General features: G+C 61.2%; 14 protein-coding genes and 2 pseudogenes. 15 read left to right on the top strand and 1 reads right to left on the bottom strand.

Annotated features, from left to right (window positions below):
- Positions 1-11 precede the first annotated feature (11 nt).
- The 15 genes and pseudogenes from AC1DRJ_RS00540 to AC1DRJ_RS00470 all read left to right on the top strand — a co-directional run bounded on the left by AC1DRJ_RS00540 (position 12) and on the right by AC1DRJ_RS00470 (position 14,886).
- Entirely contained in the window at positions 12-809 is a 798-nt protein-coding gene (locus AC1DRJ_RS00540; protein ID WP_477800315.1) for a CoA-transferase subunit beta, read from the top strand.
- 16 nt (positions 810-825) lie between these two features.
- Entirely contained in the window at positions 826-1,734 is a 909-nt protein-coding gene (locus AC1DRJ_RS00535) for an enoyl-CoA hydratase (protein WP_477800314.1), read from the top strand.
- Positions 1,731-2,798, top strand: a pseudogene (locus AC1DRJ_RS00530) (NAD(P)H-dependent flavin oxidoreductase); the annotation flags it as partial. The gene AC1DRJ_RS00535 and the pseudogene AC1DRJ_RS00530, both read left to right, overlap by 4 nt.
- 42 nt (positions 2,799-2,840) lie before the next feature.
- Positions 2,841-3,593: an enoyl-CoA hydratase family protein gene (locus tag AC1DRJ_RS00525; RefSeq protein ID WP_477800359.1), complete on the top strand. Its 753-nt coding sequence runs from the start codon at positions 2,841-2,843 to the stop codon at positions 3,591-3,593.
- A 9-nt stretch (positions 3,594-3,602) separates the two neighbouring features.
- On the top strand, positions 3,603-4,766 hold the full coding sequence (locus AC1DRJ_RS00520; protein ID WP_477800313.1) for an acyl-CoA dehydrogenase family protein: 1,164 nt from the start codon (positions 3,603-3,605) through the stop codon (positions 4,764-4,766).
- Positions 4,767-4,776: 10 nt separating this feature from the next.
- Positions 4,777-5,835, top strand: a complete 1,059-nt coding sequence (locus AC1DRJ_RS00515; protein ID WP_477800312.1) for an acyl-CoA dehydrogenase family protein — start codon at positions 4,777-4,779, stop codon at positions 5,833-5,835.
- Positions 5,836-5,838: 3 nt separating this feature from the next.
- On the top strand, positions 5,839-6,990 hold the full coding sequence (locus AC1DRJ_RS00510) for an acetyl-CoA C-acetyltransferase (RefSeq protein ID WP_477800311.1): 1,152 nt from the start codon (positions 5,839-5,841) through the stop codon (positions 6,988-6,990).
- Positions 6,991-7,049: 59 nt separating this feature from the next.
- Positions 7,050-7,928 (top strand): SDR family oxidoreductase, encoded by an 879-nt coding sequence (locus AC1DRJ_RS00505; protein WP_477800310.1) that lies wholly within the window; start codon positions 7,050-7,052, stop codon positions 7,926-7,928.
- Between the two features lie 224 nt (positions 7,929-8,152).
- Positions 8,153-8,938: an SDR family oxidoreductase gene (locus AC1DRJ_RS00500; RefSeq protein ID WP_477800309.1), complete on the top strand. Its 786-nt coding sequence runs from the start codon at positions 8,153-8,155 to the stop codon at positions 8,936-8,938.
- A 10-nt stretch (positions 8,939-8,948) separates the two neighbouring features.
- Positions 8,949-9,419, top strand: a complete 471-nt coding sequence (locus tag AC1DRJ_RS00495) for a MaoC family dehydratase (protein ID WP_477800308.1) — start codon at positions 8,949-8,951, stop codon at positions 9,417-9,419.
- 6 nt (positions 9,420-9,425) lie between these two features.
- A complete protein-coding gene (locus AC1DRJ_RS00490) occupies positions 9,426-10,634 on the top strand; it encodes an acetyl-CoA C-acyltransferase (protein WP_477800307.1) in 1,209 nt (402 codons plus the stop codon).
- A gap of 70 nt (positions 10,635-10,704) precedes the next feature.
- Positions 10,705-11,907 (top strand): helix-turn-helix transcriptional regulator, encoded by a 1,203-nt coding sequence (locus AC1DRJ_RS00485; RefSeq protein WP_477800306.1) that lies wholly within the window; start codon positions 10,705-10,707, stop codon positions 11,905-11,907.
- Between the two features lie 99 nt (positions 11,908-12,006).
- The gene (locus AC1DRJ_RS00480) at positions 12,007-13,383 is read left to right on the top strand and encodes a DUF1329 domain-containing protein (RefSeq protein ID WP_477800305.1); all 1,377 of its coding nucleotides are present in this window, start codon (positions 12,007-12,009) and stop codon (positions 13,381-13,383) included.
- Positions 13,384-13,563: 180 nt separating this feature from the next.
- Complete coding sequence (locus AC1DRJ_RS00475; protein WP_477800304.1) at positions 13,564-14,604, top strand: 3-ketosteroid-9-alpha-monooxygenase, oxygenase component; 1,041 nt, start codon at positions 13,564-13,566, stop codon at positions 14,602-14,604.
- A gap of 33 nt (positions 14,605-14,637) precedes the next feature.
- Entirely contained in the window at positions 14,638-14,886 is a 249-nt protein-coding gene (locus AC1DRJ_RS00470) for a hypothetical protein (RefSeq protein WP_477800303.1), read from the top strand.
- A gap of 257 nt (positions 14,887-15,143) precedes the next feature.
- Here AC1DRJ_RS00470 and AC1DRJ_RS00465 read toward each other — a convergent pair.
- Positions 15,144-15,295: pseudogene (locus AC1DRJ_RS00465) on the bottom strand (LysR family transcriptional regulator); the annotation flags it as partial.

Genomic DNA, 15,295 nt, shown 5'->3' with positions numbered 1-15,295 from the left:
GATTAGCGACTATGTCTGCAACCCGTGATTTCACCCTTGCTGAACTGATGATCGTCGCCGCCTCTGAGGCTTGGCGTGGTAATGGCGAGGTAATTGCCTCGGGCCTGGGCGTGATTCCGCGCCTGGGCGCGAGCTTGGCCAAACTGACCCACAGCCCGGAACTGTTGATGACCGACAGCGAGGCGTTCCTGGTTGAAGAACCGATCCCGCTGGGCCCGCGTGGCGACTACGTGCCGCGCTACTCGGGTTACATGTCGTTCGAGCGGGTATTCGAATGCGTATGGGGCGGACGCCGCCATGCAATGATCGGCCCGACCCAGATCGACCGCTGGGGCCAGACCAACCTGTCCTGCGTCGGCGACTATCAAAAGCCCAAGACGGCGATCCTCGGTGTGCGCGGCTTGCCAGGCAACAGCATCAACCACCTCAACTCGTTCTTTGTACCCAGCCATAACAGCCGGGTGTTCGTCAGCGGCGAAGTGGACATGGTCTCCGGTGTCGGCTTCAAGGCCGAGCGCTGGCCCGAAGGGGCGCGCCGCGACTTGATGGACATCCATTGCGTGGTCAGCGATTTGTGCGTCCTCGATTTCAATGGCCCGGAACGTGCGGTGCAGGTGCGCTCGTTGCACCCCGGCGTGAGTTTCGAGCAAGTCCAGGACAACACCGGATTCCCGTTGCTCAAGTCGGCGCAGTTGCACGAGACCACGCACCCCACTCAAGAACAGTTGGCGCTGATCCGTCGACTCGATCCCCACGATTACCGCGCCAAGGCGATCAAGGGCAACCCGCCCGGCATCCGTACGGCCTGAGGCAAGGACAGCGACCATGCACAGCAGCGACAGTGAATTCATCGTCCGCCAGGACAACGCCGTCTATGAGACGGACACCCCGGTGCTGTACAGCGTGGCCGAGGGTATCGCCACGTTGACGCTGAACCGGCCGACCTTCAACAACGCGCAAAACTCGCAGATGACCTACGCCCTGGATGCCTTCTTTCGCCAGGCGGTGAACGACGACAGCGTCAAGGTCATCGTCCTGCGCGGCAACGGCAAGCACTTCTCGGCGGGCCACGATATCGGCACCCCCGGGCGCGATATCGACAAACCGTTCGAGCGCGCGCACCTGTGGTGGGACCACACCAACAAACCCGGTGGTGAGCAGCTGTATGCCCGCGAGCAGGAGGTGTACCTGGGCATGTGCCGGCGCTGGCGCGAACTTCCCAAGCCGACCATCGCCATGGTCCATGGCGCGTGTGTAGCGGGCGGGCTGATGCTGGCCTGGGTCTGCGATTTGATCGTCGCCAGCGACGACGCATTCTTCCAGGACCCGGTGGTGCGCATGGGTATTCCGGGGGTGGAATATTTTGCGCATCCCTACGAAATGAACCCGCGTATCGCCAAGGAATTCCTCTTCACCGGCGACCGCATGAGCGCCACGAGGGCCTGGCAAGTGGGCATGGTCAACCGTTTGGTGCCCCGCGAGGAACTGGAGGCGGCCACCTATACCCTTGCTGCCGGCATCGCCCGCCAGCCGCGTATGGGCCTGGCCCTGACCAAGCAGGCGATCAACCACGTCGAAGACCTGCAAGGCAAGCGCACGGCGATGGATGCGGTATTCGCCTGGCACCACTTTGCCCATGCCCATAACGAGCTGTTGTCCGGCGACAAACTGGGCGGCTTCGACGCCAAGGGCATGGCCCGGGCCAACAAGCAGGCCGAGGACAAAAGCCAATGAACCGCTGGTTGGATACGCCACTGACTGAGGCCCTCGGTTGCCGTTACCCGATTGTGCAAACCGCCATGGGCTGGGTCGCCGATGCCAATCTGGTGATCGCCACGACCCAGGCCGGGGGCTTCGGTTTCCTGGCCGGGGCGACCATCGCGGCCGATGAGCTGGAAGGCGAAATCCGCAAGGTGATCGACGCCACCGGCGGCAGCAACTTCGGGCTCAATTTCCATATGTTCCAGGACAACGCCGCGCAGTGCGTCGACCTGGCGATCAAATACCGCTTGCGCGCCGTGAGCTACGGACGCGGTCCGGACAAACAGACCATCGCTCGCTTCAAGGCGGCCAAGGTGCTGTGCATTCCCACCGTGGGCGCCTTGAAGCATGCGCTCAAGGCGGTGGAACTGGGTGCCGATCTGATCACTATTCAGGGCGGCGAGGGCGGCGGTCATACCGGCGGCGTGCCCAGTTCGATCCTGCTGCCCCAAGTACTGGCGGCGGTCAGGGTGCCGGTGATCGCGGCCGGAGGGTTCGCCACCGGCCGTGGCCTGGCCTCAGTGCTGGCTGCCGGTGGCGCCGGCATCGCCATGGGCACGCGGTTTTTGATGACCCGCGAATCGCCGACCCCGGCCGCGACCCTTGAGCGCTACCTGAAGGTCAACGATCCGCAGCAGGTGCGCGTCACCACCGCGGTGGATGGCATGCGTCACCGCATGATCGAAAACCGCTTCATCAATCACCTCGAAAAGGCGGGCCCCTTCGGTCGCCTGCGCATTGCCTTGGGCAGTGCGTGGCAGTGGAAGCAGCAAACCGGCATGAGCCTGGGGCACATGGCTTCAGTCTTTATCAGGGCGTTGCGTGAAGACCCGTCGCAGCTGTCGCAAGTGGTGATGGCCGCCAACCAGCCGGTGCTGTTGCAGCGCTCTATGGTCGATGGCGCACCGGACGAGGGCATCCTGCCCAGTGGCCAGGTCGCGGCCGCCATCGGCGAGTTACTCAGTTGCCGTGAAGTCATCGAAGGCATTGCCAGCGAGGCCCAGCAATGCCTGGACACGCTCCTGGCACGCAGCCAGACCCACCCCTTCGAACCATCCCGCCAGTATTGGAGCAACCCTTTGAACCAGGCATTCACGACACAACTCAATCAGGGGATCGCTGAGCTGGTGATCGCCAAACCACCGGTCAATGCCCTCGACAGCCAGGAGTGGCATGCCCTGGCACGACAGATCGAAGCCCTTGGGGCGAATCCCGAAGTGCGGGTGATCGTGATTCGCGCCGAAGGCCGTGGCTTTTGCGCCGGTGTCGATATCAAGGAGCTGGACAAGTACCCGGAACGGATCGTCGAGGTCAATGCCGGTAACTACGCCACTTTCAAGGCCGTGCACCGCAACCCGGTGCCGGTGATTGTCGCGGTCCATGGTTTTGTCCTGGGCGGCGGCATCGGCATCACCGGGGCGGCGGACATCGTCGTCGCCTCCGAATGCGCGACCTTTGCCCTGCCGGAAGTCGACCGGGGTGCCATGGGCGGCGGTGCGCATCTTCAGCGCCTGTTCCCGGTGCAAAAAGTCCGTTACCTGTTCTTTACCGGTGACAGCATCAGCGCTCCCGAGGCACTGCAATACGGCTTTATCGAGCGGATTGTCAGCAAGAATCAGTTGCGCGAAACCGCCTTGGGCATCGCGGCGAAAATCGCCGAAAAGAGCCCGGGCATGATCCGCATCGCCAAGGAAGCCTTGAACGGTATCGAAGACGGCAACCTGGAAGATAAATACCGCTGGGAACAGGGCTTCACCATGCAGGCCTATAGCAGCCCGGACTCCGCGGAAACGCGCCGGGCCTTCGTTGAAAAACGCGACGCCAAGTTCTGAGATAACGCCATGGACCTGACTTATACCCCCAAGCAAAACGCGTTCCGCGCCGAAGTACGTGCCTGGCTGGCGGCCAACCTGCCACGTGAGCCCTTGGCCAGTTACGACACCCGCGAAGGTTTTGAACAGCACCGCGCCTGGGAGGCCAAGTTGTTCGAGAGCCGCTGGTCGATGGTGATGTGGCCGGCTGAACTGGGCGGTCGCGGTAGCGACTTGATCGAGTGGCTGATCTTCGAGGAAGAGTATTACGGCGCCGGAGCACCGATGCGCGTTAATCAGAACGGCCAGTTGTTGCTGGGGTCGACCCTGATGGAATTCGGCACCCCGGAGCAAAAGCAGCGCTTCCTGCCGCGCATGGCCGCCAGCCTGGACATGTGGGCGCAAGGCTGGTCGGAGCCCAACGCCGGCTCCGACATGGCGGCAATCACCAGCAAGGCGCTGCTTGACGGTGACCATTACGTGATCAACGGGCAGAAGACCTGGTCGACCCGGGCGATCTACGCGGATTGGCTGTTCGGCCTCTTTCGCAGCGAACCAGGATCGACTCGTCACCACGGCCTGTCCTTCGTCATGGTGCCGCTGGACACGCCGGGGGTGAGCATTCGCCCAATTAAGGCGCTCAACGGCAAGGACGCCTTTGCCGAGGTGTTTTTCGACGACGTGCGGGTGCCAGTGGCCAACCGCATCGGTGAGCAAGGGCAGGGCTGGCACGTGGCGATGGCCACAGCCGGTTTCGAGCGCGGCCTGCTGCTGCGTTCACCGGCGCGCTTTCAGGCCACGGCACGCAAGCTGGTTGAGCTGTACAAGGCGAACCGCGCCGGCGCCGACCGCGACCCGAGCCTGCGCGATGCCGTGCTGGAGACCTGGATGGGCGCAGAAGCCTATGCGTTGTCGGCCTATCACACTGTGGGGCGTTTGAGCCGGGGCGAGCAGATCGGCGCCGAGTCGAGCATCAACAAGGTCATCTGGTCGGAGCTGGATCTGAAGATGCACGAGACCGCCATGCGCATTCTCGGTGGCCGAGGCGAGCTGTTGGGCAAGAGCGCTCAGGCAGGCGACGCGGCCGGCTGGCTGGAGGGCTTCCTGTTCGCACAGTCCGGGCCGATCTATGCCGGCACCAACGAGATCCAGCGCAACATCATTGCCGAGCGCATGCTCGGTTTGCCGAAATAAGGAACCGCCCATGGACTTCACTTTTAACGATGACCAATTGGCGTTTCGCGAAGCCATCAGTCGTTTCCTGATGACCGAAGCCGCCCCGGAGATGCTCCGGGAAATCTGGGAGACCGATGTCGGGCGCTCCCAGGACCTGCGCAACAAGATCGCCGAGCAGGGCCTGACCGCCTTGTCGGTGCCCGAGACCGAAGGTGGCCTGGGCATGGACGATGTGACCTGGGCATTGATGACCCAGGAGTTGGGTTACTACGCCATTCCCGATTCGTTGGCCGACACGGCTTATGTAGCCAGCGGCTTATTGGCCGGTCTGCCCGCAGGGCATCCGGCTCGCGCTGACCTGTTACCCAGAATCGCCAATGGCAGTTTGCGCCTGGCGATCAGTCACCCGGTCAATGCTCTGGTCAGCGACGCGCAATTGGCCGAAGTGTTGATTCTCACCCATGGCGATGACATCCATGTGGTGCCGCGCTCCCATGTTGACGTGGAAAACCATCTGAGCATCGACGCCTCGCGCCGTCTGGGTCTGGTGACATGGACCCCGTCGTCGGCGACCTGCGTGGCCAGCGGCGAGCAGGGGCGCGCCTTGCAGGACCGCATGCTGGACCGTGGCGCGCTGTCAGTGGCCGGACAACTTCTGGGATTGGCGCAACGCATGCTGGACCTGTCGGTGGACTACGTGGCCCAGCGTAAACAGTTCGGCAAGCCGATCGGAAGCTTTCAGGCGGTCAAGCATCACCTGGCCGATGTCGCCCGTTACATCGAACAGGCCAAACCAGTGCTGTACCGCGCCGCCCATGCCCTGGCCCGGGGCGACGTCAACGCTGGCGTATGGGTTTCGCAGGCCCGCCTGGCGGCGAATGAGGCGAGCTGGATCGCAGCCCGTAAAGGCATTCAGGTACACGGCGCGATGGGGTACACCTGGGAAGTCGATTTGCAGATGTTCATGAAGCGTGCCTGGGCCCTCGATGCATCCTGGGGCGACCGCGGCTTTCACAAAACCCGTGTCAGCGACTACCTGTTCGCCGACGCTACCGGCCTTGGGCCGGGACAAACTTTCGAGGAATGAGTCATGGCACAGGCTTACATTGTTGATGCATTGCGCAGCCCCACGGGCAAGCGCAAGGGCTCATTGAGCGTGATCCACGCGATTGACTTGGGCGCCCATGTGCTCAAGGCACTGGTGGAGCGCAATGTGATCCCCGCAGAAGACTACGACGACGTGATATTCGGTTGCGTCGACACCATCGGCTCCCAGGCCGGCGATATCGCCCGCACCAGTTGGCTGGCCGCCGGTTTGCCGCTGACGGTCCCCGGCACCACTGTGGATCGCCAGTGCGGTTCGTCGCAACAGGCGCTGCATTTCGCCGCGCAGGCGGTGATGAGCGGCACTCAGGATGTGGTCGCGGTGGGCGGTGTGCAGACCATGACCCAAATCCCGATTTCCTCGGCGATGCTGGCCGGCCAGGCCCTGGGCTTTGCCGATCCATTCTCGGGCAGCGTTGGCTGGCGCGCGCGCTTTGGTCAGCAGCCCGTGAACCAGTTCTATGCCGCTCAAAGGATTGCCGATCATTGGCAAATCAGTCGCGAGCAAATGGAAGCCTTTGCCCTGCAAAGCCACGAACGCGCCCTGGCGGCCATCGCCAGTGGGCGATTTGCTCGGGAAATCGTCGCCTGCCAGGGGCTGGCGGTGGATGAAACCCCGCGCCAGAGCAGTCTGGCGAAGATGGCCGAATTGCAGCCGGTAGACCCTCAGTCTCCCTCGATCACCGCTGCCGTGTCCAGCCAGACTTGCGATGCCTCCGCGGCGCTGTTGGTGGTGTCGGAGGCGGCGCTCAAGCGCTACGACCTGACGCCACGGGCGCGGATTCATCATCTGACGGTGCTCGGTGACGATCCGATCTGGCACCTCACCGCACCGATTGCTGCCACCCGCCGGGCCTTGGCCAAAAGCGGGCTGAGCATGGCCGACATTGACCGGGTCGAGATCAACGAAGCCTTTGCCTCGGTGGTGATGGCCTGGGCCAAAGAGCTGGATTACGACCCCGCGCGCACCAACGTCAACGGCGGAGCGATTGCCCTAGGCCACCCATTGGGTGCAACTGGCGCAAGACTGATGACCACGCTACTGAACGAACTGGAATGCAGCGGCGGTCGCTACGGCTTGCAAACCATGTGTGAAGGCGGTGGCCAGGCCAACGTGACCATCATCGAACGCCTGTAATTTTTTCATGTGGGCCGCCGCTTCGGGTGCGCGGCCACCCCAATCCTGAGGAGTCAAACATGGCTATTTGTGCAGACCGCACCGTGATCATTACCGGGGCCGGTGGCGGGCTCGGTCGCGCCTATGCCTTGGCGTTCGCCGCGCAAGGGGCCAATGTCGTGGTCAACGATATTCGCGCCGATGCCGCAGAAGATGTGGCGGGTGAAATTCGCGCCAACGGTGGCCAGGCCATTGCCAACAGCGACGACATCACCACACTGGCCACTGCGCAGCGCATCGTCGATGCGGCGTTGGCGGCGTTCGGTGAAGTCCATGTTCTGATCAATAACGCCGGCGTGTTACGCGACCGCATGTTCATCAGTCTTAGCGAAGAAGACTGGGACATGGTCATGCGTGTCCACCTCAAGGGCCATTACTGCCTGGCCAACATCCTCGGCCGCCGCTGGCGCGACCTGGCCAAGGCCGGCACGCCGATTGACGCCCGGATCATCAACACCAGCTCCGGCGCCGGTCTGCAAGGCTCGGTGGGGCAGTCGAATTATTCGGCGGCCAAGGGCGGCATCGCTTCGTTGACCCTGGTACAAGCGGCAGAACTGGCGCGCTACGGTGTCACCGCCAACGCGCTGGCGCCGGCCGCACGGACCTCGATGACCGAGAGCGCCATGCCCGACGTGGTGAAAAAACCCGAGGACGGCACCTTCGACGCCTGGGCCGCAGAAAACGTTGCGCCGCTGGTGGTGTGGCTCGGCAGCCCTGCGTCGGCCCACGTCAGCGGTCAGATCTTTGAAAGCCAGGGCGGGCGAATTTCACTGGCTGACGGCTGGCGCACGGGTGTCACCCGCGACAAAGGCGCGTTGTGGCTAGTCGAAGAAATCGGTGCGGCAGTGAATGAGATCCTCGCCGAAGCGCCGAAGGCGCAGAAAGTCTGGGGAGGCTGAAGTCCCACCCTGTAGGAGCCAGGCTTGCCGGGGAACTGGGTGCTGCGGTGTATCTGATATACCGAGTCATCGTTCTTCGCCGGCAAGCCGGCTCCTACAGAAACCAGGCGCTGCGGTGTATCTGTTAGTCAGCGTTCTTCGCCTTCATACCCCATTTTGACGATGTGCCCGCATCGCCCCCTCCGTACAACTACAGCGTATTGATTTCTTCGGAGGTAGACGCTGTGAAACAAGCCCCCCCTTATGTTCCCGGTCATCAATTGCTGGCCGGCAAGTCGGTGTTGATAACCGCCGCAGCCGGTGCCGGTATCGGTTACTCCGCGGCCCGACGCAGTGCCGAGGAAGGTTGCCGGGCGCTGATGATTTCCGACGTGCATCCGCGGCGCCTGGAAGAGGCGGTGGAGCGCCTCAAGGCCGAAACCGGTTTACAGGCGATTTATGGCCAGCTGTGCAATGTCACGATAGAAGACGAAGTCCAGGCCCTGGTGGTGGCGGCCGAAGAGGCACTGGGCGGGGTCGATGTGCTGATCAACAACGCGGGTCTGGGTGGCCAGAAGCGTGTGGTGGAGATGAGCGACGAAGAGTGGTTGCGTGTGCTGGATGTGACCTTGACCGGCACCTTCCGAATGACTCGGGCGATGTTGCCGCACATGCAGCGCCGCGGCGCAGGGGCCATCGTCAATAATGCCTCTGTGCTCGGTTGGCGGGCACAAAAGGAGCAGGCCCATTACGCCGCCGCCAAGGCCGGGGTGATGGCGCTGACCCGCTGCAGCGCCCTGGAAGCCGCCGAGTTCGGCGTTCGTATAAATGCGGTATCGCCATCGATTGCCCTGCACGATTTCCTCAAGAAAGCCTCCAGCGAAGAGTTGCTCGCCAGCCTGGCGGGGCGCGAAGCATTCGGTCGCGCCGCGGAAGTCTGGGAAGTGGCCAACGTGATGATGTTCCTGGCCAGCGACTATGCCTCCTACATGGTCGGTGAAGTGTTGTCCGTCAGTTCACAACAAGCTTGAGGGCGCGCTCATGAGTCACGTTTTTAGCAGTGCCAAGGCTTTGCTTGCGGCCGAAGGCCTGGACCTTGGTCACACCGAATGGCTGACCATCAACCAGCAGCGAATTGATCTGTTCGCCGAAGCAACGGGTGATCACCAGTGGATTCATGTCGACCCGATACGGGCAGCCAGCGGTCCGTTCGGCGCCTGCATTGCCCACGGCTACCTGACCCAATCCCTGGCCAATCTGTTCATGCCGCAGTTGTTGACCCTTTCAAACATGGCCATGGGGGTCAACTACGGCAGCGACCGGGTGCGCTTCCCGGCTCCGGTCAAGGTCGACTCGCGGGTACGCGGAAGCGGCCTGATCATCCGTGCCGAGCCACTGGGCGACGCCGTGCAACTGGTGGTGCGCATCAGCGTGGAGGTCGAGGGCCAGGCGCGTCCGGGCTGCGTGATCGACACCATCAGCCGCTACACCTTCAACCCAATTTCCGAGTGAGTTTCCATGGACCAGAATGAAGTCGTCATCGTCGCCACCGCCCGTACTGCGCTGGCCAAATCGTTTCGTGGATCGTTCAACGATACGGAGGCCCCGGTGTTGGGTGGCCATGTGGTGCGCGCGGTGGTCGAACGTGCCGGCATCGAGCCGGCTGACGTAGAGGATGTGATCATGGGCGCGGCGGTTCAGCAGGGCACCCAGGCTTATAACATCGGTCGGCTTTGTGCCTACACCGGTGGCTTGCCTGACAGTGTGCCGGGGATGGCTCTGGACCGGATGTGCGCCTCGGGTCTGATGAGTATCGGCGTGGCTGCCAAGAGCATCATGAGTGGCGAGATGAGCATCGCCATTGGCGGCGGCGTGGAGTCCTTGTCGCTGACCCAGACCAAACACAAAAACAGCTTCCGTGYCCAATCCGAAGCCGTACTGCAGGTGATGCCCAGCGCCTATATCCCGATGATTGAAACCGCCGAGATCGTGTCCCGTCGTTATGGCATCAGTCGTGCCGCTCAGGATGAGTATTCACTGCAAAGCCAACTGCGCACTGCTGCCGCGCAACGGGACGGTCTTTTTGATGAGGAAATCGTCGGCCTGAGCGTGGACAAGCTGCTGTTCGCCGCCGATGGTCAGCCTAATGGTCATGAACGCGTGAAGGTCTTGCGTGACGAATGCAATCGGCCCGGCACGCGCCTTGAGGACCTGGCAAATCTGAAACCGGTGTGGAAGGACGGAAAATGGATCGAGCAGGGAGAGTTCGTCACCGCCGGCAACGCCTCGCAGTTCTCTGACGGTGCCGCGGCCAGTCTGTTGATGAGTCGTGCCGAGGCCAAGCGCCGAGGGTTGACGCCATTGGGCATCTACCGGGGCATTGCCGTGGGTGGGTGCGCACCGGAGGAAATGGGCATCGGTCCGGTGATCGCCATTCCAAAGCTGCTCAAACGCTTCGGCCTGGGGGTGGCGGATATCGGACTGTGGGAGATCAACGAGGCTTTTGCCAGCCAGGTGTTGCATTGCCGCGATGCGCTGCAGATCCCTGCAGAGCGCCTGAACGTCAATGGCGGTGCGATAGCCATCGGTCACCCATTTGGTATGTCCGGCGCGCGGATGGTCGGCCACGCTTTGCTCGAAGGGCGGCGCCGCGGTGCGCGCTATGTGGTGATTGCCATGTGCATCGGTGGCGGCATGGGCGCCGCCGGCCTGTTCGAGCTGCCGTAAAGCGGGCGCCGCCACACACTCGATTAAATCCATGGGGCCCGCAGGTCGGGCCCGCTGCTGGGGAATGGATATGCAAAGTTGTTTGCCCAATGCACAGGTCCTGGCGCAAATGGGCCTGGAGTTGGCCGAGTACGAACGGATCATTGGCAACATCTACGACTCAGCGATGAACCCCGCCTCCCTAAGCGACTCGTTGCGCGAAATACGCGCGCTGTTCAAGGCTAATTTCGTGACCTTGATCCTGCGGGTTCAGGATGAGCCGCTGTTGTCACCGATGGTGGTCGCCGGTGATATCGAACTGGGGCAGGGCGGTATCAACCATTACGCCTACTACGCCAAATCCACACTGTTCGACGGTTTGCCCACCGACACCGTGTTCACCATCGATGAGCTAATGAGCGATGCCGAATGGGCGAGTTCGGCGTTTTACCTGCTGTACTGCCAACCCTACGATTGTTACCACATGCTCGGTGCTGATATACGCATGCCGGATGGCGGCACGGTGCGTTTTCGGATCAATCGACCGCAGGGTCACCCACGCTTCAGTGATACCGAGCGGGCCATGTGCGCCATGTTGTTGCCACATTTGCGCCGGTCTTTGCACATGTATTCGCAACTCGACCGCAGCGAGTCGCTCGGCAGCCTGTATTCGCAGACGATCAGCCGCCTCGCAGTGGCGACCTTCGTGCTCGATGAAAACGGCTGCGTGGTGCAACTCAACCCCGTGGCCCGGGAAATCCTCGACAGTCAAGACGGCCTCAAAGTGGTTGGCGGTCGCCTGGAGGCGACCTACCCCAGTGACAATCGGGAATTGGCGCGCCTGGTGCGCAATGCCTTTCAGCGTACCAGGCAAGGCGCCGGCAAGGGCGTGCAGGTGGCCGAGGCGACGTCGATTTCCCGTCCTTCAGGCCAGGTCAGCCTGGGCGTTGTGGTGGAGTTGATTCCATCCCGGGAACTGCTCGAAGGCAACGGTAAACCTACGGTGGTTGTGTATGTGCGTGACGCTGTGAGCAAGTCGCTGGTGAGCACGGTGTTGACTTCGCAACTGTACAGCCTGACCCCAGCGGAAACTGCGCTGGCACTGGAACTGGCCAACGGCTTGTCGCTGGAGGAAGCCTCGGAAATCCTCAATATCAGACGCAATACCGCTCGCGCGCATCTGCGTTCGATATTTTCCAAGACTGGCGTTCGGCGTCAGACCGAGCTGGTGCGGATCATGCTCAATAGCGTGGTAGCTCTGGGCGCGCCGCAGCCGGCCGGGTCGCGGCTGTGACGCGGCCCGGGTAAAAATGCGTTAGTCCGTGCGGACGATGCTGTCGGGTTCCTGGCCTGTCGATACTGGGAACCGTTGTCGAACCCATGGAGAATAAAAATGACCGGCAGTAATCAGTCCCCTGGCTGGGCCTTGACGTTGTTATTGGGATGCTGTTCCGTCGGCACGGTGAATGCCGCACCTGAGGACATCCCGCGCCTTGGCAAAGACTTGACGTGCTTGGGCGCGGAAAAGGCCGGCAATGCCGACGGCAGCATTCCAGCGTTCAGTGGCAAGTGGTTGGGCGTGCCGCCCCATGTTGATTTCAAAGGCACGGGTAACCACCCGGTGGATCCGTACCCGGACGAAAAACCGTTGTTCGTGATTACCGCGCAGAACATCGCGCAATACAGCGACTCCCTGTCTGACGGCCAAAAAGCTCTGTTCAAGCTCTACCCGGCCACCTACAAAATACCGGTCTATCCCTCGCACAGGGATTTCCGCGTCAATGACGTGGTATGCCAAGCCACACGGGAGAACGCCAGCGGGGCGCGTCTGGTTGATGATGGCGAAGGGGTGGTTGGCAAAACAGGCGGCACTCCGTTCCCGGTGCCGCGCAGCGGACTTGAACTGTTGAAGAATGCCTCAACCTTCACATTGCGGGCCTGGACCGAGGAGTACACCTCCGACAACGCTTATGTGCTCAAGGACGGCAACATCAACTGGGGCCGCGTGCATTCGCGCAACCTGGCGCCAGCGCTGGAGCCAGGCAAGATTGGCGATACCACCGGCAACTCGTCGTTCTATCTCAATGAAACCTTGCTGCCGCAACGGGACAAGGGTGAGATCAATACCGGCACCGAGTTCTGGAACGACAAGACCGAACCGCGCCAGGCCTGGCGTTACGATCCGGGCACACGGCGTGTGCGCCAGTCGCCAGGCTATGGTTTCGACATGTCGTTCCCCGGCAGCGGAGGGTCGATCACCGTGGATGAAGTGCGCCTGTTCAACGGTTCCGGTCAGCGCTACGACTGGAAGATCGTCGGCAAGCGTGAGATGTACATTCCCTACAACACCTATCGTCTGCACGACGCCAAACTCAAATATGCCGACTTGTTGACTCCCGGTCATATCAATCCCGATGCGATGCGTTATGAGCGCCATAGGGTCTGGGAGCTGGAAGGCACCCTCAAGCCTGGCTATCGCCACCTGTATGGCAAACGCAAGTTGTATGTCGACGAAGACACCTGGTTTCCGATGCTCGCCGACAACTACGACAACCGTGGCGAGTTGTGGCGCACCTCGATGGTCAACTACTTCTATGCCTACGAAAGCCAGGCTCAGCAGGCGGGCGTCGGCCTGTACTACGACCTCAACGCCGGCAGCTACCTGGCGTTCAATCTGATCAACGAGCAGCGCAACGGCTACCTGTTGAATAAACCCGGTTTCAGTCCCCGGGACTTCGGTCCGGAAGCCGCTCGCCGCTTCGGCCAGTGACCAAGAAGTTTGGCGCCCGCTTTGCCCAGGGGCGCCCTTTGAGAGTCGCTCCCATTTGATCTAGTCCAACTGAACGATGATCTCCTTGTGCATCCTACTCAATGATGTCCGCCATGGGATCACCCTGTATTTGTTGGGGGCATTGCCTGCCCCGAAGTCTGCATTCGAGGAACAATAACAATGACGAAACTCGCTGAAATCAACATCGAAAACGCCCAGCGCAGCCACCGTTACGCGCGCGGCTGGCACTGCTTGGGCAACGCCAACATTTACCGTAATGGCAAGCCCCATACCCTGGAAATCTTTGGCACCCGCTTGGTGGCTTTTGCCGATAGCCAGGGCACCATCAGCATTCTGGATGCCTACTGCCCGCACATGGGCGCCGACCTGTCCCAGGGCACCATCGAGAACGACAAATTGGTGTGCCCGTTCCACCACTGGAAATACGACACCGGCGGCAAATGCGTCGAGATCCCTTACTGCAAACGCATTCCACCCAAGGCCAAGACTCGCAGTTGGTTGACTTGCGAGGAAAACAACCTGCTGTTCGTCTGGAACAACCCCGAAGGCCGTCCGCCAAAAGAGGGCGTGGTCATTCCGCACTTGCCCGAGATGGATGATCCAGACTGGATTCATGACTGGAACATCGACACCATGCTGATCGAGACCAACCCACGGGAGTTAGTCGATAACCTGGTGGACGCTCAGCACTTCGGGCCGGTGCACGGTACGCCAACCAAGTATTTCGCCAATATATTCGAAGGGCATATCGGCCATCAGATTTTCCATGGCGACTCCGAGCGCTTGGGCGGTGACCTGATCGCGCCATCGGCCTACTACGGGCCAGCCACTCACTTCACGCATATCAGTTCGATGTTCGGCGATGCGCGGATCCACGCCATTCTGCTCAACAGCCACGTGCCGGTGACGCCAAACAGTTTCGACCTGCGCTTCGGTTGCATGGTCAAGCGGGTGCCTGGATGGACTGAAGAGCAGAACCAGGAAGTGGCCAGGGCCTATGTCGAAGGTAACCGTGACTCGTTCTACCAGGACGTGGTGATCTGGAAGCACAAAATCCGTATCGACAAACCGGTGCTGGCAGAAACAGACGGCCCGGTCTATCAGTTGCGCGAGTGGTACGAGCAATTCTTCACTGATGAGGATGACGTGCCCGTGTCAATGGCAGAGCGTCGCGAGTTTATTACGGTTGACGAGCGCTAATAGAGAAGCAGCGCGCCTTCGAGACGCAAGCGAATGTCTCTCGAAGGCGCGCCCAAGCGCACTGCCACCCTTGAAGTCATGGTCATGACTCAGGGTCGATTTGAAGGTAAAGAGGGAATGCACAATGAAAATAAAAAATGCCTATACCTTTCCTTTGTTAGTACTGATTCTCTTGGTTTTGGTCGTACAGGTTTCGGTGCCGCCGGAGTCGGCCAGCGTCAAGGCGTGCAAGCGTTACGCGAGCTGTCTCAGCCTAAATTCGAGAGTCTCGAACTGGCTTGATTTCCGCTAGGGGGTTTCTGGGTAGCCGCTTCGTTTTGTAGTCATCCGGTCTTAGCGCCTTGGTTGCGAGAAGTCAGGGTAGGACTGGTGKTGCCTTCGGGATACGGGTGGGGCGTCCTTTTTTATTAAGCTGAAACCAGCCCTGATCATGCCCCCAAAGGTCGTGGAATCAAGCGGATTTTCACAGACTGTAATAGATTCAAAAAAAGATGCTTAACATAGGAAATACGGGCCCTTTAGGTCGATCCAGCAGGTTTTTAAAGGCTATCCGGATCCCCAAAAAACATCTGTATCCGCGAACGCAGCCAGCGCTCGCCCGGATCATTGTCCTGCGACCCACGCCAGGCCATGTGCAATTCAAAACTGCGTACCGGCAGCGGTGGGTCTTCAGCTCGGACACCCCCGGCTG

It is taken from the genome of Pseudomonas sp. P5_B2, assembly GCF_056400445.1.
This window is presented reverse-complemented; position numbering and strand designations above follow the sequence as displayed.

Bases quoted from the DNA above. Each gene is read 5' to 3' on its own strand.
- AC1DRJ_RS00540 (WP_477800315.1), top strand. From the start codon at position 12: ATGTCTGCAACCCGTGATTTCACCCTTGCTGAACTGATGATCGTCGCC.
- AC1DRJ_RS00535 (WP_477800314.1), top strand. From the start codon at position 826: ATGCACAGCAGCGACAGTGAATTCATCGTCCGCCAGGACAACGCCGTC.
- AC1DRJ_RS00520 (WP_477800313.1), top strand. From the start codon at position 3,603: ATGGACCTGACTTATACCCCCAAGCAAAACGCGTTCCGCGCCGAAGTA.
- AC1DRJ_RS00515 (WP_477800312.1), top strand. From the start codon at position 4,777: ATGGACTTCACTTTTAACGATGACCAATTGGCGTTTCGCGAAGCCATC.
- AC1DRJ_RS00510 (WP_477800311.1), top strand. From the start codon at position 5,839: ATGGCACAGGCTTACATTGTTGATGCATTGCGCAGCCCCACGGGCAAG.
- AC1DRJ_RS00505 (WP_477800310.1), top strand. From the start codon at position 7,050: ATGGCTATTTGTGCAGACCGCACCGTGATCATTACCGGGGCCGGTGGC.
- AC1DRJ_RS00495 (WP_477800308.1), top strand. From the start codon at position 8,949: ATGAGTCACGTTTTTAGCAGTGCCAAGGCTTTGCTTGCGGCCGAAGGC.
- AC1DRJ_RS00485 (WP_477800306.1), top strand. From the start codon at position 10,705: ATGCAAAGTTGTTTGCCCAATGCACAGGTCCTGGCGCAAATGGGCCTG.
- AC1DRJ_RS00480 (WP_477800305.1), top strand. From the start codon at position 12,007: ATGACCGGCAGTAATCAGTCCCCTGGCTGGGCCTTGACGTTGTTATTG.
- AC1DRJ_RS00475 (WP_477800304.1), top strand. From the start codon at position 13,564: ATGACGAAACTCGCTGAAATCAACATCGAAAACGCCCAGCGCAGCCAC.
- AC1DRJ_RS00470 (WP_477800303.1), top strand. From the start codon at position 14,638: ATGTCTCTCGAAGGCGCGCCCAAGCGCACTGCCACCCTTGAAGTCATG.